Below are 18,040 nucleotides of genomic sequence, written 5' to 3' on the forward strand. Positions count from 1 at the left end.
ACCCTACTGTTAAATTTTGGCTTGACCAGCTTTAAGCAGCCGGCGCGTTTCATCAGCAGCAGACTTCATTGCTTGTTCGGGAGTCATTCTGTTAGTTAGTGCGGCGCTGAGGTAGCGTTGCAAAATATCGGATGCTTGGGCATATTGGGCAATTGGCGGGCGTAAAACTGCACTATCTACCACCTCCAATAGCTGCGGGTAGTGACCGTATTTAGCAACAATTTCTGGGTCTGTAAACAGCTCTTTTCGACTCGGTACATAACCCGCGTTTAAAATGAATCGACGCTGTGCTTCTCGGCTGGTGAAATACTTAATTGCTTTCCACGCTTCTTCTGGATGTTTTGAGGATTTCGCAATTCCCAAACCCCAGCCTCCTAAGCAAGCTCCCGCACTTTGACCGGGCGCGTGAACCATTGGTTTAATTGCAACTTTGCCTTTGATTGGCGAAGTTGGTTCGTTAGCTAGAGGGTAGGCGTAGGGCCAACTGCGTAAAAATGCTGCTTGACCGCTTTGGAAGAAGCGTCGCGTTTCTTCTTCTTGGTAAGTAGTTACTCCAGGCGGGGAAACGCCCTCTTTAACTGTGTCTTTGAGAAATGCGATCGCGTTTAATGTCTCTGGTCTATCTAGTCCAACTTCCAAAGTGTCGGAATTCACCCAAAATCCATTAAATCCTTCCAAGACTTCTACAAACATTGCCACCAATCCTTCGTATTGGCGACCTTGCCAAACATATCCCCAATTCGCCTTTTTTTGCTGTTGTAAGGCTTTGGAAATTTTCATCAAATCTTCAAATGTTTCTGGTGGCTGAAATCCTGCTTCTTCTAACAAGTCTTTACGGTAGTAAAGCATCCCCGCATCAGAACGAACGGGAATTCTATACAACCTATCTTCATAACGTCCGCCTTCTACATCCTTGGGGGAAAATGCCGCTAACTCCTCTTTAGAAATTTTATCTGTGAGGTCTAGCAACCACCCCGCAGCAGCAAATTTTGGCGTCCAGATTACGTCCATGTTAATCAGGTCGTAAGGCGATTCACCCAAGATAAAAGCGGAAGTATATAGGTCTTCAAGTAAATTTGTGGCATTCGGCCCTTCAATAATATTAATGCGAATGCCTGGATTTTGTGCCTCAAAGTCTTTGATTATCCCCTGTTTCCAGGGCTGGGCATCGGGGGCAGTCATCAACAAGTTGAGGGTGACTGGCTGTTGAGCCATCACTATCCAAGCTAATAGTATGCTGCCCAACACAATAGAAAAAATAACCCCAAAACGCCCTAACAATCCTAGTTTTTTTAATATTTTTTGCCGTTGGTTTAGTGGCTGGCGGTACAACATTGGTAATTTATTAATCGCGAATGGCGAACGCTCGTTACTAAATAGCTAAACTTAATCCTCTCGCTAGCCTATTCTGGTGACTGTATGCTAAATTATTAATATAATTAAAATCAATTTTTATTATATTAATCTGACTTAACAGTTGTCATTGCCAGTTTTAAACTTATTAGATGATTATGTTTAAAAAGTATAAAATGCACAGGGTTATCTCTAAGCTTTAAATCAGCTTTTTTCTGTTTCTGCGCTTGAGCGTAACCTGCTTATTTTTATACAAAAAAGCTGCGTAATATATGTAAATTAATGTCTCGTTAATGTAATGTCAACCTTCCCAAGATATAACTAGCTAAGAGAAAAAATAGGTTTTAAGGGTGTAGAATTTGGCAAGCAAAAATGATATAATCCAAGTAAAATAAAGATGAAGTTTTGTTAATTACGCGCTCATAGCGAAGCGGCAATTAGCAAACAAAATATGGAAACACAAACGATCCATCATCGTAGCGATCGCAAATTTGCAAATTACCCACAGACTGGAAGTCTGGGGCTAGACAAGCGAAGCCTGCCTACGCAGGCTGGCATTGAGTCCGCGCAGGCGGACTTAGTTTGTCTAGCCGCGATTTCCAATCGCCATCGCTAGGTATTCTTGCAAAAATGGGATACACGATTCATCATCGTAGCGATCGCCGCACAGAGCTACTAATCGTATCTACTATAAAGGTCAAACCCAGAAAAACTGTTAGAGTCGTAAGTAAGCCTTTGTAGTCAAAGCTACTTATCTGCTCCGCAAGTATGCGCCCTAGTCCACCTGCACCCACCAACCCCACAATTACGGTGGCGCGGATGCAGACTTCCCAGCGGTAGAGGATGTAGGCGATGAACCGGGGAAGGGTGCGGGGTAAGATGGCGTAGAGGAAGATTTGCAAGTTGGTAGCGCCTAATGCTTTGAGCGATCGCATGGGGCGATCGTCTAGATTTTCCGTCACTTCAGCCATCAACCGCCCCAAAATGCCTAAGTTGTGCAGGCAAAGCGCGATCGCTCCCGGCAATATCCCCGGAAATAATACAAACAAAAACACCAACGCCCAAATGGGTTCGGGAACGGCACGCACAAACAGCAGCAGGAAGCGGGTAAAAATTAGCACAACCAAACCAAATTTTGGATTTTGGATTTTGGATTTTGGATTATTCAATTCCCCGTTAGATTCAGAAGTCGGCACTAAAAAATTTTTAGCTGCTGGAAAAGAAAGCAAAATTCCGCCCAAACCCGCGCCAGCCATTGCCAAAATTGACATGGCGAGAGTTTTTGCAGACTCGGCAAACAGCTTACCCAGTTCGCTGACATCGGGGGGAAATGCATCCTTAATTACCCCTGCCAAAAGCTGGGCGCTTCGCGGTGCCCAGAGTTTGGAGAAGTCTGCATTGACATACCAGAAAGAGAATATTAATAAGACAACAGCAGCCAGCAAGGAAAAGTTGACGACTGGATCGCCCTCTTTGACACCTTTTTTACGCCCCTTGAGGTTGAGGACGTTAAGATCTAGACGGCTAGGCGCACCCAAGCGATCGCGCAGCAACGCACACCATAAATCTGTAGTCCCACTCAACAAAATTAGGGCGATCGTCAAAGTCCAGATTTGCTCGTAACGCAGCGACTTGAGACTAAGGAGAATCTCATAACCCAGTCCGCCAGCGCCGATAATTCCCAGAACCGCTGCTGAACGAATCGAACACTCAAATCTATAGAAGCTATAGGAAAGCAGATTAAGGAAAGCTTGGGGAATCAGGCTATAGGCAAAAGCATTTAAGCGGGGAACGCCACTATTAAGTAAAGCCGTTAGCGCTTGGCGGGGCGTTTCATCTAAAATTTCCGAGAAGACTTTGGCGGTGATAGCACCAAAAGGGATAGCGATCGCCAGTATCGCCACTAAGGGATCGAGTCCAAATATATTGATAAAAAACAATCCCCAAATTAGTTCGTGAATTGCTCTAGGGATTGACAAAGCCGCCCGTACCACCAGCCAGGGTGCATTGGGAGCAACCCCGCTACCCCCTGAAGATTGCCACCAAATCTCAGAAGACAGAACGCCACCCACCAAACCGATAAGCACGCTGAAAAAAGTGCCGCACGCGGCAAAGGCGAGCGTTTTGAAAGTAGCATCCAGAGTTAATTGGAGAAATTCTAGGCTGAGGTCGGGATGAATAGCAGCAACCAGAAAATCCACGACTGTATTCCAGCCGCCTTCGTTAACTAAATCGCCCTCGAATATGCCCGCTTTTTGCAAAGACCAGACAACAGACGCCACAAATAGCAAACCCCAAAAGTTAGGCCAGTTAAGCGGTGATGGTCGTTTGGGGAGAGTCGTTGGCGAACTATGCACAGTCTTGGTCGCGTGAGGATGCACGTTAATCTAGGTCAACCTTTGATGATAAGGCTGGAGCGGGTCGCCGACACCGGAGGATATGTGACGACGTTAATTTTTTTCCTGGTAGAAGGTGCGATCGCCTGAAGTGCAGTTACATACGCGATGTTTCGCGTTTGCCAAACTTATTTAGCAGATTTTAATCTTCAGGAAACAAAATCATCAGCTAACCGTCTTGGCTAATACAAATGTACTAACGGTGTTCCCTCATGACTCGCTCCAATTACTTGCAATCTGGAATCTCTGGAATATTCGCAGTTTCGATGATCGCTGGTGCAGTAGCCCCCATCTTCACTGGTGCGCCTGCTGCGGCTCAATTGCGCCCTGTAATTATATCTCCTATATCTCAAACGCAATCTGGGGTTAAAACCTCTGTTCCAGCGGGGACTTCAATCGCCGTAGAGTATGACAATACCAATAAAATTGTTGTAGCTCCCAACGAGACAGTACCCTTAACCCTCAAGGTGGAAAAAACCATTTTCAGTCGCTACGGAACGACCTTAATTCCTGCTGGTAGTCAAGTGGTTGGACAACTGCAACCAGCAACGGGAGGCTCTCAGTTTGTCGCTAAAAATATAGTCATCAACGGTAAGAGTCAGCCTATCTATGCTAGTTCTAAGGTGGTGACAACAACGCAACAAATCCGTAAAGGAACCAGCATAAAGTCGATTGTCAAAGGTGCAGCAGTTGGTGCAGCAGCAGCAGCCGGAATTGCAGCTTTAACGGGCGATCGCGCGATCGCAACTGAAGAAGTCCTCGGCGGTACGGGTGCAGGCGCTTTAGGCGGCTGGCTGTTGGGACGCCGAGTTGATAAAGTCGTTGTCGTTAACCCCGATACCGATCTTGATTTAACTCTAGCTTCGGATATGGGTGTAACAGTCATAGTAAGGCGCTAGGTTGTTGTGGAAGGGCGATCGCTTCTAGATGCCTATGTTTTGTACAACTGTTCGATCGTCGTTGATGTTAGTTTTTCCGGGGGTGTATCAAACAAAATGCGCCCCTGCCGCAAACCAATAATACGCTGATAATGGCTGCGGGCAAACTCAATTGCATGCAGGCTAGTGACTAAAGTTTTACCAGTTCCTTGACTAAGCTGGCGCAATAAATCCATAATTTCTCGGCTGCGTTCTGGGTCGAGGCTGGAGATAGGTTCATCGGCTAAAATTGCGGCGGGATTTTGTACGAGGACGCGAGCGATCGCTACTCGTTGCTGTTGACCGCCAGAAAGCCGATCGGTTCTTTCAAACAGCTTTTCTGCAATTCCGACCTGTGTCAAAGCTTTAGCTGCTGTTTCTATTTCTAAAGGCCACATTAATGAAACGGCTGCTTTAAAAAATGACCATTTGCCTAAATGTCCCGCGTTGACATTGTGAATTACCCGCAGATTATCTACTAGATGAAATTGCTGGTAAATAGTACCAATTTGGCGCTGAAGTTGACGCCGCAACTTTGGACGCAGATGCGCTAGGTTGCGACCGAGTACGCACACTTCTCCCTTACTGGGGAGAAGCGTGCCGTTCAGCAAGCCTATTAGGGTGCTTTTTCCCGCACCGCTGGGGCCAACTAAAGCCACGCGATCGCCTGCTCCAATTTGCAAGTTAATATCTGTCAATGACTCAAAACTACCAAATTTTTGGCTGACATTTTTGAGTTCAAAAATTGGTGCCTCTCGGTTCATAAACAATATATTTTTCAAGAGTTATTTTTTAAAATCACCACTATACCAATAGCGATATTTGTTGCAACGGCAAAAGAATATGCATTTCGCTATAAATAGCATGATGAATCAACTTTTACAAGCATCGTGGCAACGTGCGTCTAAACTACAGCACAAAGAGCATATTGGGCCGTCATAGACAGGACAATATGCCATATCCTGTTTTTCATATTCATATTCGCATATAGAGCAAGCGATCGCGCTGCCTTCCTGGGAATTATGGAAGTATATATCTTCTCTGGCTATGTAATATTTGCCCTTTGTCAGCAGTGCAATGATTGGTGCTAGTACAAATGCTAACAAAAGGGCGATGAAGGGAGAAAAAGCTTGTGCAACTGCTCCCAATGCGCCCAGAAAGGCCACAATTGACACTATTGAAGCAATAACCATCGAACCGAAACCGACCGGATTTATATTGTATAAATGCGCTCTTTTAAATTCAATGTATGGCGGACTGATCCCCAGGGGTTTGTTCACTACTAGGTCAGCAACGAGTGCCCCAATCCACGCGATCGCCACATTGGAGTAAAGCCCCAGCACTTTTTCTAGGGTATGAAATACCCCCAATTCCATCAATAAAAGTGCAATCCCCACATTAAATATTAGCCAAACAATTCTCCCAGGATGAGCATGAGTTAAGCGCGAAAAGAAGTTCGACCATGCTAGCGATCCAGCATAGGCATTAGTAACGTTGATCTTAATCTGAGATAACACTACAAAAAATGTAGCAACAGCCAGTACAACCCCTGGATTGGAAAACATCGCTTGAAAACCCAACAGATACATCTGAATGGGTTCATTGGCTTGCTCGATAGCGATTCCGTGATTAACAGCAAGTGCTGTTAAGAATGAACCTCCCAACTGTTTCGCTGCACCCAATATTATCCAGCCAGGGCCAGCTAAAATAACCGCAAACCACCACTTGCCTCTATTTTCTGTAGTTTCATCCGGCATGAATCGGAGATAATCAACCTGTTCCCCGATTTGAGCAATAAGTGAAAATGATACGCTAGCCGCTGCTCCGAACAAGAGCGGATCGAAACCTGCACCACTTGGCGAATTGCCAGAAAAGTTTAACCAATTAGACCATGAAGCGGGTTCTTTATATAAGACAAAAATGTATGGCAGTATCATCAGGGTTAACCAAATTGGTTGCGTCCACACCTGCAACTGTGCAATTAGGGTAATCCCAAAGATAACTAGGGGAATAATCAGTATTGAGCAAAGTAGATGACCTATTGCTAAAGGTAGGTGAAAATATAGCTCAAGCGCCTGAGCCATAATTGTCGCTTCTAATGCAAAAAAAATAAATGTAAACGATGCATATATCAGGGAAGTAATAGTTGAACCAATGTAGCCAAACCCTGCGCCCCGTGTCAGCAAATCCATATCGATGTTGTATTTAGAAGCATAATAGGCGATAGGGACTCCTGTCAGGAAAATAACTACAGAAGCTACGAATATTCCCCAAAATGCATTGGCAAATCCATAGCTGATAGCTATTGAACCACCGATAGCTTCTAATGCTAAAAACGATATTCCTCCCAGCGCCGTATTTGCTACGATATACTCTGACCACTTTCGGAATGATGGTGGTGCATAGCGCAATGCATAATCCTCCATCGTTTCGTTAGCAACCCAGGCATTATATTCTCTCCTAACTGTCGTAATTTTTCCACTTTTTAAAATTGGTTGCTTAGGTATCATTTCTATAAAATCCTATTTACGTTTGTTACTTGTCAACTTTGGTTTGCCAGATATCGTTAATTTTACTGAGTATATCCGTACACTGTATGGGTGAGCTATAGCTGGTAACACAATAATTTACATAAATTAGGTTGGCATCGGTAAATTCACGTAAAACGCAATTCGTAATTTAGTTAGAGATAAAAGTATTTTAAATGACATTTCAAAGAAAAAATATGGTATATAATAAAAAACTCGTATAAATAGCTTGCTAAGGCTATAGCTTAATAAGCTAACAAATAAAATATTAACGATTGTAGTATAAACTTTAGTTAAAAAATAAAATTTAAGTAGTATATAAAGCTTAAAGCTAGTAAAAAAGCTTAATTTCGCGAATAAATGTAAGACATTTTATGAATAAATAAAACAACGGAGATAAACAGCAATAATGAAGCGACTAATGACACCGCAGATGGGTTCCCAAGGTTTAGTAAAACCATTCCTGGCTATTTTTTTATTTTTATCCGTCTTGGTGGGCGCTATTTTAGCGATAGTTTACTATCAAGAGTTTGGAAAGATTGTATCGGAAACATCTCCAGAATTATTGCAAAATAGCTCGGGGAAAATACTAGAGGCATTCGTGCAGTTATATGCAGCCTTGCTTGTCCCGATTGGCATTGGTTCTTGGTGGCTGGTGCTAACACGTATAAGTCATCAGCTGGCGCAGAAAGAACTGGAACAAGCCGCCGCTGAACTTCAAGAATTAGCGTCTCACAAAGATTTGCTAAAACGTCGATTGTCTAGCCAAGTTCGTGACTCGCTCGATCTGGAAATAATTCTGAACACGGCAGTTAGTGAAATACGCAATTTGCTACAGATCGATCGTTGCAAGTTTCTTTGGTATCAGCCCAATGCTCAGGAGATGCGCTTTGAATTGAACTGTGAAGCCTGCGATCGCACCCTGTCAAGTACAACAAGCAGCCAAGCAGATACAGCGATCGCCCTTCTAGGTGAAGCAATCTTGCAATTCGATCTAGCGATCGCTGAAAAAACCTTGCCAAGCGGTTTGATTAGGGTAAATAATATTTCTACAGATAACGGTTTTAATCGTAATAATCGAGAGCTTCTGCTTGGGTTAGGAATTAATTCTTTATTAGCTGTCTCAATTCACACTAATTCGGGTCGAATAGGTGTAATTGTCTGCGAACATGGCAAACGAATCCACCAGTGGAGCGATGAGGAGGTAGAATTGCTCCAAGCGATCGCCGATCAGTTAGCGATCGCCATCAATCAAGCAGAACTATACAATCAAAGTCGCGCTAATGCTGCTATTGCGATCGCGCAGGCTGAACAGCTAAGCGCAGCTTTGGAAAACCTCCAAAAAACCCAAGCTCAACTTATTCAGACCGAAAAAATGTCCAGTTTAGGTCAGCTAGTTGCTGGAGTAGCCCACGAAATTAACAACCCGGTTAACTTCATTTACGGCAATCTCAGCCATGCCAACGACTATAGCCAAGACTTATTAGAATTGGTACTACTCTATCAAAAATATTATCCCAATCCTGCTCCTGAGATCCAAGATCGCGCCGCAGCCATCGATCTGGAATTTCTGATGGAGGATATGCCTAAAATGCTCGACTCTATGAAAATTGGCGCTGATAGAATACGTCAGATTGTTCTAACTTTGCGGAACTTCTCCCGTATTGACGAAGCGGAAATGAAACCAGTCGATATACATGAAGGCATTGATAGCACTCTGTTAATTTTGCAAAATCGCCTGAAAGCTAAGTCAGATCCTACTGGGATTAAAGTTGTCAAGGAATATGGCGCTCTACCCAAGGTTGAATGCTACGCCGGACAACTGAATCAAGTATTTATGAATATTATTAGTAATGCAATTGATGCCCTAACTCACTACAACATTCAGCGCTGTGAAGAGGAAACTAGGCAATATCCCAGCATAATTAAAATTTGCACTGAAACTTTGCACCCCAGCCATATCAGAGTGAGAATTTCCGACAACGGAGCGGGAATGACAGAAGCCGTGAAAGCGCGTTTATTCGATCCATTCTTCACGACCAAACCCGCCGATATGGGTACAGGTCTGGGATTATCGATCAGCTATCAAATTGTGGTAGAGAAGCATGGAGGGTCGCTAAAGTGTATATCGACACCAGGACAAGGAACGGAATTTTCGATTGAAATTCCTATCCAACAAAATAATCTAAATTCTGCGGAGCGCTCAGAGTTATCAGCTATAGGAATGTCAAGTTAGCTAAAATTATTTAAAAATAACTTTTATGGTGTCCAACGCCCACCATTTCTTCTGCGTATAGGTGAGAATAATTTTGGTGGGCTGGTTGGTTTTAATTGCCCCTTTATCTACTTAGAGCAAGAAGTTTGTTTGCATATGTGATGTCGGCCTTCTCATCACTTAATCTTGCCGATATCTCGACCTATAGCTTCTATTTGAGCGTAGTTAGAATTTTGGGTGGGAATAAATTTCTTAGCCTGTAAAAGGTCGAGAACTTCCTTTTGTTCGGGCACGCTGGGGTCAAGCTTTATGAAAGCATTCTGCACTTTTTGAACAAAATCCTCACCGTAACGCTTTTTCACCTCTGGATTGATAACCCAGTGATAGTCGTAGTAGGCGGGTGTCTGCCAAAGGACTTCCACTTTGTTCAAATCTACTTCTTTAGAAGTTACCCGCTTCTGCCATACGCTTTCATTGACTGCGCCAGCATCATATGTACCTGCTTCAACGAGTTTGATGGTTTTATCGTGATCGCCAGAAAATCCTGGTTCGCCTTTAAAGTCGGTGAGTTTGAGGCCAGCTTGTTGCAGGAAGTATTGTGGCATTAAACGTCCCGATGTTGAAGATTCGCTGCCAAATGTAAAGGTACGTCCTTTGAGTTGCTTTACACTGGAGATGTCTTTAAATGGCAGAATCCCGCTCTTTTTGTTTGCAATGAAGAGACTGTGGAATTGTGCGTCTACGTCGCGTTGCGCGATCGCGGTAGCACCAGGCACTTGCAACCGTGCTTGGACTCCTGTCAATCCTCCAAACCAAACTAACTCCAAGTCCCCCACCTTAAACGCGGTTACAGCTGCGGCATAGTCGGTAACAGGCTTGTATTTTACAGGCACGCCCAGTTCTTTCTCTAGATAGGCGGCTAGCTTATCATACTGTCGCTGCAACTTTTGCGGATCTTGGTCTGGAATTGCACCCACTACCAGAGGTTTTGCCTCTGAAGCCCCAGAAGTCGAGGAATTGGCGCTGGGTTTGGGCGAACAAGCCGTCAACGGCAGCAATACAACTAACAAACCAGACCAGAAAAGTTTTCTCATCCCTGAACTTAAATTAACTACTGGTTAACTTTACATCAAACTAACGAGCGAGAAGCGGATATTCATTAAGGATGATTTTGCTAATATAACTTGTCTCGTAGTGATACCAATCACCTTAGACAGAGACTTGAACAGTTAGTATTTTTGCAGCCCTCCCCTGCTTTGCGGGTGGGTCTCGATGAAGCCTTGCATTGGGGGAACAGTAAAAATTTTATGCAAACAACTAGGATTCCCGATCGATTGGTTTGGATAGTGGTGGCAATTTGCCTGGTGCCTAGCTTGCTGAATCTGTTGGGATTTGATTTTAGCTCGCCCTTACATCCCTTCGATGCATCTTTAGCCTCCACAATGCATCCCCGCGAACTTGTCGAGGCCATGCACTACAGTCTAGCAGGGAGCTTTACACACACAATTTTGGAGTGGAGCGCTTTCTGTACGGCAATTTTTATTGTCATCCTGTCTTTTATACACTTTGTTCTTAAGAGGGATGCAGTAACTCCGATTATTGGGATGTCGCTTTTTTGCGCGGGATGTATGGATGCATTCCATACTTTAGCGGCTGACAGATTAATAGAGGGTATAGCTGATAACCAAAACCTGATTCCCTTCACTTGGGTAATTTGCCGATTGTTCAATGCGCTGATTTTAATTGGCGGTGCAGGCATTTTATTGATGACTAAACCGGGAAAGTCGAAGGGGGGTGTCGGGTTTGTAGCGATCGCTAGTTTAGTTTTTAGCCTTATTGCTTATGTCATTGTCTATATCTGCGCCCATAGTGCAACTCTGCCTCCAACCATTTTTCCCAACTCCATCATAACTCGTCCTTGGGATGTCGCTCCACTCCTACTATTTATAGTTGCAGGTATTTATGTTTTTCCCCGCCTTTACCATTTGCATCCTAGCCTGTTTTCTCATGGCCTAGTCATCAGCATCATTCCTCAAATAGCCACTCAACTCCACATGGTTTTTGGCTCGAATGCACTTTTTGACAACCATTTTAATATTGCCCATTTCCTTAAGATTCTTGCTTACATCATACCGTTTATCGGATTAACTTTAGAATATATCAGAACCTATACTGAAGAAGCCTTGTCAGTTGAGCGGTTAGAAGAAGCCCACAACAACCTAATAGATAAAACTAAACAGTTGGAAACCACCAACAAAGCCCTAGAAACCGAAATAAAACAACGCAATAAAATTGAATATGCGCTGTTTAACACCAAAGCTGAACTAGAAAAGAGAGTCGAAGAGCGTACAGCTGAATTAAAACATACAAATGATATGTTGATAATGGAGGTTAGCGAGCGCAAACAGAATGAGACGCTATTTCGAGAAAAGTCTCAAGAGCTACAAATTGCCCTATGCAACCTTCAAAACACTCAATCGCAACTAATTCAAACCGAGAAAATTTCCAGCCTCGGTCAATTAGTTGCTGGGGTGGCTCACGAGATTAACAACCCCGTAAGCTTTATTTACGGAAATATAAACCACGCTAATCAGTATGCTCAAGATTTACTGCACCTCCTGGAAGTTTACGAACAGGAATACCCCAAGCCTACGCCTAGAATCTGCAATGAAATTGAAGCTATAGATATAGAGTTTCTGCGCGAAGACTTCCCCAAGCTGTTGGATTCAATGCAAATTGGAGTTGAGCGCATTTGCGAGATTGTTAGTTCGCTGCGTTCTTTTTCTCGCGTAGATAGAGCGGAAATGCAGGCGGTAAATATTCACCAAGGCATCGATAGCACTTTACTCATATTGCAGCATCGACTCAAAGCCACTAACGAGCGCCCTGCGATTAAGACAATTAAAGATTATGCTGACTTGCCTTTAGTTGAATGTTACCCCGGTCAATTAAATCAAGTGTTCATGAACCTCCTAAGTAACGCGATCGATGCATTGGAAGAGTCATTCTTAATCCAGCCAAACTCATTCCTGGTTTGCGGAAACATCCAACCTCCTACTATTAAAATTAGTACAGCTATTAACGCTAAAAATAAAGCTATAATTAGCATTGCTGATAATGGCTGTGGAATGACAGAAGAAGTACGTCAAAGGCTGTTTGATGCTTTTTATACAACTAAGCCAGTGGGCAAAGGCACGGGTTTAGGTTTGTCGATTAGCTATCAAATTGTAGTGGAAAAACACTTAGGTAGTTTGCAGTGTATTTCTTCCCCTGAAAAGGGCGCAGAGTTTATAATTTCGATTCCAATTTGCCAAAATCCTGAACAAGAAGCGAGCATAGAACAGACAGTCGAGACAATATGTTAAATCTTTTGAATTCACCCACCCAAAGCCGAGCGTTGCCCAAAGTAGGCGGATGCGATAAATAAAAAACTACTGCAAGTTAGCAAGACGCCCTTTGAGTTCGTTGAGGCATAAAAAACATTTATTTATATTGTTATATTTTTTGAAATAAGCTAAATTTACTGCTAATTTGGTTGGTAAACTTATAATGAGGAATAGGGCGGACATAAACTAACACAAAAGAAAAAACCTAGCCATACAACGCTTTTGCCTTGTAGGGAGAGGCGAAGTTAGGGAGAATTTTAGACAAGTTATAATGCGTCTTATGTTGGTGAATTACTAATGAAAATAAGCAATTAATTACCCTGGCGATCGCAGCCAGAATCACTCAGTTACTCTACTTGTTGATAAGCTAGCAGCAATATTTAAATATTGCATTTTTGACAAATAAGGGCAATTGTGTATCTAAGATGTGGCTCAAAATTTACCAAAATAGACATCAAAAGTTATCGCAAGTGACATTTCAAAAGAATAAAGTGGGCTACAAAAAGATTGGCAACTGCGACATACCCTGACGGTGTATGCTGGAACCATTGATAAAACATCAAAAAAGTAAAATTGACGTACATCAATATAGAGAGTCAGAAATTAGTTTGCTGCGATCGCTGATACGATATATCTGTCAAGCCCCGGATTTTAATGCGGCGCTGGCGGTGGTACTTCGTCGAGTCTGCGAAGTGACAGGCTGGAACTATGGCGAAGCTTGGATTCCTCGGCACGATGGCGCAGTTTTGGAATGCAGCTCCGCTTGGTATGGTAGCAGACCAAGCCTAGCACCGTTCAGGCAAGTGAGCGAAGCTATGACATTCGCACCCAATAAAGGTTTGCCAGGGCGAGTCTGGATATCCCAACAGCCCGAATGGATTCCGGATGTTTCGATTCAAACCGACGCCTTCTTTCTACGGGCAAAGATAGCCAAAACTTGCGGACTGCGGGCGGGTTTTGGCATTCCCATTATCAACACCGATAGCCTGCGGCATGGCGACGCTGATAGCGTAATAGCAGTGCTGGTGTTTTTCATGGAGGAATCAGGTGCGGAGAACCCGCAACTTGTAGAACTCGTCGAGGATGTGGCTGCGCCTTTGGGATTATTGATGCAGCTGAAGTTATTGGAAGAGGAGCTAAAGTCGAGCGAGGCACGCTACCGTTGCATAGTTGAAGATCAAACGGAACTGATCTGTCGCTACAAACTAGATGGTAAGTTGACCTTTGTTAATGATGCTACGTGCCGCTATTTTGGTAAAACACGAGAACAGTGTTTGGGGCAAAGCTTTGTTTCTCTGAGTGGGGATGAAAATTGCGATATCGTAGCCCAGCACCTAGCAACGCTGAGTTTGAAAAATCTCGTGTCTACGAGAGAGCAGCAGCTTGTAGTCGGGGGGGAAATCCGCTGGCTAGAATGGACTGACAGAGCGATCGCTTCTCCCGGTGGGCAACTAATTGAGTTTCAGTCTGTAGGACGTGACATCACCGCGTCTAAGCTGGCAGAGAAAGAGCGAGAACAACTGGCAAGTTTCCCCGAACTAAACCCCAATCCGATAGTAGAAGTAGATTTAGCCGGAAATATTCGTTATATCAATTCCGAAGCAGCGCAAGCATTACCAGAATTAGAAATCGCAGGCGTTTGGCACCCATTTTTAGAGGGAGTCGTAGATATAGCGATCGCTCTGCAACGAGAAGGTAAAGGGTCTCTGGCGCGGGAAGTAAAAGTCCAAAAGTGTTATTACGAACAAGTTCTGCACTATGTAGCACCGGACGCCATTCGCATATATGCCTTTGAGATCACGCAGCGCAAACTTGCCGAAGAACAGTTAATCCACAACGCCTTTTACGATCATCTCACTGGTCTGCCTAACCGAGCCTTGTTCATGGATCGCTTAGGACAAGCGATCGCACGCGCCAAACAGCACTCGCACTATTTATCTGCGGTGCTTTTTGTCGATCTCAACCGCTTCAAGATGGTCAACGACAGCCTCGGACACCAAGCTGGAGACCAACTGCTGGGTTATCTCGCTCAACGCCTTTTAGAGTGCCTGCGCCCAACCGATACCCTCGCACGGCTTGGCGGAGATGAGTTTGCTATCCTGCTCGAAGAAATTCAAACCGTTAGCGACGCCACTAGGGTAGCAGAGTCTATCCAACAAGCTTTAAACACTCCTTTTTATCTGAACGGACACGAACTTTACGCGACGGCTAGCATTGGTGTCGCTTATAGTACAACGGGTTACGAGCAACCCGAAGACCTGTTGCGCGATGCCGATATTGCTATGTATCATGCGAAAGCGCAAGGAAAAGGCTGTTATGAAGTGTTTGACAGGGCCATGTATGCCCAGACGGTAGCGCTGTTGCAATTGGAAAATGACCTGCGGCGGGGTATCGAACGTCAAGAGTTTCAACTGCATTACCAGCCAATTGTGTCCTTATCGACGGGCAAGATTACCGGATTTGAGGCGCTAGTCCGCTGGAATCACCCGGAAAGGGGTCTGGTGCCTCCAGTTGAATTTATCCCCTTAGCAGAAGAAACAGGATTGATTTTTCCCTTGGGCTGGTGGATATTGGAGGAAGCTTGTCGCCAGATGGCTATTTGGCAGCAGGGATTTCCGTCTTACTCATCGTTGAGTGTTAACGTGAATCTCTCTGTAAAACAGTTTTCCCAACCAGATTTTCTGCAAAAAATTGACCAAATTCTCCAGGAAACAGGGTTAGAGGGACGCAGTTTGAAGCTGGAAATTACAGAAAGCTTACTTCAGGAAAAGTCCGACTGGCTCAAGAGTCTACTTTACCAACTGCAAAAACGAAATATTCAGTTGTGCATTGATGACTTTGGTACCGGCTACTCTTCTTTGAGTCGTTTGCACAATTTTCCTATCAATATATTGAAGGTAGATCGCTCGTTTGTTAGCCGTCTTGGGGCAAATGGAGAAAACTCGGAAATTGTGCAGGCGATTGTAATGCTGGCTCACCATCTGGGCATGGAGGTGGTAGCAGAGGGGGTAGAATCTTCCGAACAGGCGGGACAACTGCGGGCGCTTCAAAGTGAGTCTGGGCAGGGATACTTTTTCTCACGCCCGCTGGATATTAAAGCTGTCGCAGCCCTCCTGGGCGAGGATGCATGTTTAAAAACGCACAGTTGCTAAGAATAGGTATGCAGGGCGATCGCTCTATTTGAGTATTTTTGCTTGCGTGGTGACTGGTTCATAGCAAACACGCGATCGCCTAGAATGCGTATCTATTGTTACAGCAAATATCCTATCTTTTCTTATAATTTCTAAAATTTTACCTTGTAAAAACGATGATTCCCAAACAGATCTACATTAAAAATTTGGGAATAATACTGAAATTTCAATAAATTAATTATCCTGCCTTTCAGTATAAACACGCTTTTATTTCCTGCAATCAGCCTTTAGACTTTTGAATTAGGCTAAATTTGCATATTTATTTAATTGGCCAAACATTTGCTTTTAGCTGAACTGCTTTATTTGCAAACCTAAAATTATCACAATTATGCTAACAGTTCCTGGCTTCAAAATTTCTCTCCCAATCTACGAAAGCACTAATTCTGTTGTATTTCGGGGATGCCAAACTAAAGATAATCTGCCAGTTATTCTTAAATTCCTCAAACAAGACTATCCAACCCCCGACCAAATTACTAAATATAAGCAAGAATATGAAATTACCCGCTCTCTGAATCTAGAAAGCGTTGTGAAAGCACATAACTTGCAGAAATATCAAAACACTTTGGTAATGATACTAGAAGACTTTGGGGGTGAATCCTTAAAACATTTGACAAATTCTAGGAAATTAACTTTATTAGAATTCCTCCAAATTGCTATAAAAATCGCATCATGTTTGGGTGAAATTCATCAAAAAAATATTATTCATAAAGATATTAATCCGTCCAATATCGTTTTTAACCCAAAAATAAATAGAGTTAAAATTATCGATTTTGGCATTTCCACTGCCTTATCGCGGCAAAACCCTACGCTAAAAAGCCCCAACGTTATAGAAGGCACTCTTGCATATATGTCGCCGGAACAGACAGGGAGAATGAACAGAAGCCTGGATTACCGCACTGACTTTTACTCCCTCGGCGTCACCTTCTATGAACTGCTTACTGGAAGAGTTCCTTTTAATGCTACTGATGCACTAGAGTTGGTGCATTGTCACATCGCGCTTACTCCAACCCCCCCTCATAAACTTAATCGTAAAATTCCCAAAGCAGTTTCAGATATTGTTATGAAACTGTTAGCTAAAACAGCGGAAGATAGATATCAAAGCGCCGAAGGAATCAAAATAGATTTGCAACATTGTCTAACTCAATTAGAGAAAAACAACCATATTGCACCTTTTACCCTCGGTCTTGGTGATATTTCTGATAAGTTTCAAATTCCCGAAAAACTCTATGGCCGCAAGCGAGAAATTTATACCTTACTAACAGCCTTTGACCATACAAGCCAAGGCAACACCGCGATGATGTTGGTATCTGGTTATTCTGGCATTGGTAAGTCATCTCTGGTTCAAGAAATTTATAAACCGATTACCCAGCAGCGGGCTTATTTTATTTCTGGCAAATTTGACCAGTTTCAGCGCAGCGTTCCTTATTCTGCTATTGTCAGCGCCTTCCAGTCATTAATCGGGCAACTTTTAACCGAAAGTGAAGCCCAACTCAATCAGTGGAAAGAAAAACTTTTAGCAGCCTTCGGTTCTAACGGGCAAATTATTATTGATGTGATTCCTGAAGTAGAACTGCTTGTTGGAAAGCAGCCTGCCATCCAAGATCTAGGGCCAACTGAGTCTCAAAACCGCTTTAATTTGGTCTTTCAAAACTTCATTCGCGTATTTTGCCAACGCGAACATTCGTTAGTTATTTTTCTCGATGATTTGCAATGGGCTGACTCTGCCACCCTCAACTTAATGGAGTTGATGATGACGGATGAACAGACGCGCTATCTGCTTCTGATTGGAGCTTACCGAGATAATGAAGTCAGCCCAATTCATCCCTTAATGATGACGCTTGATGTTTTGCATCGCCAGGGAGCTATCATTAACCAAATTACTCTAGCACCCTTAGAACTCGAACATATTACCCACCTGATTGCCGACACCTTGCATAGCGGCAGTAGCACAGTAAAACCATTGGCAGAACTGGTAGTGCGTAAAACCCAGGGAAACCCCTTTTTTGTAAACCAATTTTTGAAAACTCTGTATCAGGAAAACCTGTTAACTTTTA

Annotated in this window: 12 protein-coding genes; 7 read left to right on the plus strand and 5 right to left on the minus strand. The window is 43.5% G+C overall.

What is annotated here, in order from left to right; genetic code table 11:
• Positions 1–9 precede the first annotated feature (9 nt).
• Complete coding sequence (locus H6F77_RS03450) at positions 10–1,335, minus strand: ABC transporter substrate-binding protein (protein WP_190485375.1); 1,326 nt, start codon at positions 1,333–1,335, stop codon at positions 10–12.
• A 469-nt stretch (positions 1,336–1,804) separates the two neighbouring features.
• Here H6F77_RS03450 and H6F77_RS03455 point away from each other — a divergent pair, with 469 nt between their 5' ends.
• Positions 1,805–1,969 (plus strand): hypothetical protein, encoded by a 165-nt coding sequence (locus tag H6F77_RS03455; protein WP_190485377.1) that lies wholly within the window; start codon positions 1,805–1,807, stop codon positions 1,967–1,969.
• A 31-nt stretch (positions 1,970–2,000) separates the two neighbouring features.
• Here H6F77_RS03455 and H6F77_RS03460 read toward each other — a convergent pair whose 3' ends face one another.
• The gene (locus H6F77_RS03460) at positions 2,001–3,710 is read right to left on the minus strand and encodes a PhnE/PtxC family ABC transporter permease (protein WP_309228792.1); all 1,710 of its coding nucleotides are present in this window, start codon (positions 3,708–3,710) and stop codon (positions 2,001–2,003) included.
• Here H6F77_RS03460 and H6F77_RS28210 point away from each other — a divergent pair.
• On the plus strand, positions 3,705–3,839 hold the full coding sequence (locus H6F77_RS28210; RefSeq protein WP_255515685.1) for a hypothetical protein: 135 nt from the start codon (positions 3,705–3,707) through the stop codon (positions 3,837–3,839). The two genes, H6F77_RS03460 and H6F77_RS28210, sit on opposite strands and share 6 nt — an antisense overlap.
• A gap of 122 nt (positions 3,840–3,961) precedes the next feature.
• Positions 3,962–4,648 carry a hypothetical protein gene (locus H6F77_RS03465; protein ID WP_190485379.1) on the plus strand — a complete coding sequence of 229 codons (687 nt, stop codon included), beginning with the start codon at positions 3,962–3,964 and terminating at the stop codon, positions 4,646–4,648.
• Positions 4,649–4,680: 32 nt separating this feature from the next.
• On the opposite strand, the gene H6F77_RS03470 is transcribed toward H6F77_RS03465, so the two are convergent.
• Positions 4,681–5,430 carry a phosphonate ABC transporter ATP-binding protein gene (locus tag H6F77_RS03470; protein WP_190485381.1) on the minus strand — a complete coding sequence of 250 codons (750 nt, stop codon included), beginning with the start codon at positions 5,428–5,430 and terminating at the stop codon, positions 4,681–4,683.
• A gap of 108 nt (positions 5,431–5,538) precedes the next feature.
• Complete coding sequence (locus tag H6F77_RS03475; protein WP_242021871.1) at positions 5,539–7,176, minus strand: purine-cytosine permease family protein; 1,638 nt, start codon at positions 7,174–7,176, stop codon at positions 5,539–5,541.
• A gap of 427 nt (positions 7,177–7,603) precedes the next feature.
• On the opposite strand from H6F77_RS03475, the gene H6F77_RS03480 reads away from it, so the two are divergent.
• Complete coding sequence (locus H6F77_RS03480; RefSeq protein WP_190485383.1) at positions 7,604–9,430, plus strand: GAF domain-containing sensor histidine kinase; 1,827 nt, start codon at positions 7,604–7,606, stop codon at positions 9,428–9,430.
• 155 nt (positions 9,431–9,585) lie between these two features.
• Here H6F77_RS03480 and H6F77_RS03485 read toward each other — a convergent pair whose 3' ends face one another.
• Complete coding sequence (locus tag H6F77_RS03485; RefSeq protein WP_190485385.1) at positions 9,586–10,503, minus strand: putative selenate ABC transporter substrate-binding protein; 918 nt, start codon at positions 10,501–10,503, stop codon at positions 9,586–9,588.
• Positions 10,504–10,716: 213 nt separating this feature from the next.
• Here H6F77_RS03485 and H6F77_RS27770 point away from each other — a divergent pair, with 213 nt between their 5' ends.
• The 3 genes from H6F77_RS27770 to H6F77_RS03500 form a co-directional block, all read left to right on the plus strand.
• Positions 10,717–12,774 carry a sensor histidine kinase gene (locus H6F77_RS27770; RefSeq protein ID WP_190485387.1) on the plus strand — a complete coding sequence of 686 codons (2,058 nt, stop codon included), beginning with the start codon at positions 10,717–10,719 and terminating at the stop codon, positions 12,772–12,774.
• A 557-nt stretch (positions 12,775–13,331) separates the two neighbouring features.
• Positions 13,332–15,947: an EAL domain-containing protein gene (locus H6F77_RS03495; protein WP_190485389.1), complete on the plus strand. Its 2,616-nt coding sequence runs from the start codon at positions 13,332–13,334 to the stop codon at positions 15,945–15,947.
• A 367-nt stretch (positions 15,948–16,314) separates the two neighbouring features.
• Positions 16,315–18,040, plus strand: a 1,726-nt coding sequence (locus H6F77_RS03500) for an ATP-binding protein (protein ID WP_190485391.1), incomplete at its 3' end; no start/stop codon positions are given.

The sequence above is a fragment of the Microcoleus sp. FACHB-831 genome (genome assembly GCF_014695585.1).
Lineage (GTDB): Bacteria > Cyanobacteriota > Cyanobacteriia > Cyanobacteriales > FACHB-T130 > FACHB-831.

Coding starts and splice junctions, on each gene's coding strand:
- H6F77_RS27770 (WP_190485387.1), top strand. CDS start 10,717: ATGCAAACAACTAGGATTCCCGATCGATTGGTTTGGATAGTGGTGGCA.
- H6F77_RS03485 (WP_190485385.1), bottom strand. CDS start 10,503: ATGAGAAAACTTTTCTGGTCTGGTTTGTTAGTTGTATTGCTGCCGTTG.
- H6F77_RS03480 (WP_190485383.1), top strand. CDS start 7,604: ATGAAGCGACTAATGACACCGCAGATGGGTTCCCAAGGTTTAGTAAAA.
- H6F77_RS03455 (WP_190485377.1), top strand. CDS start 1,805: ATGGAAACACAAACGATCCATCATCGTAGCGATCGCAAATTTGCAAAT.
- H6F77_RS03465 (WP_190485379.1), top strand. CDS start 3,962: ATGACTCGCTCCAATTACTTGCAATCTGGAATCTCTGGAATATTCGCA.
- H6F77_RS03495 (WP_190485389.1), top strand. CDS start 13,332: ATGCTGGAACCATTGATAAAACATCAAAAAAGTAAAATTGACGTACAT.
- H6F77_RS03475 (WP_242021871.1), bottom strand. CDS start 7,176: ATGATACCTAAGCAACCAATTTTAAAAAGTGGAAAAATTACGACAGTT.
- H6F77_RS03450 (WP_190485375.1), bottom strand. CDS start 1,335: ATGTTGTACCGCCAGCCACTAAACCAACGGCAAAAAATATTAAAAAAA.
- H6F77_RS28210 (WP_255515685.1), top strand. CDS start 3,705: ATGCACAGTCTTGGTCGCGTGAGGATGCACGTTAATCTAGGTCAACCT.
- H6F77_RS03470 (WP_190485381.1), bottom strand. CDS start 5,430: ATGAACCGAGAGGCACCAATTTTTGAACTCAAAAATGTCAGCCAAAAA.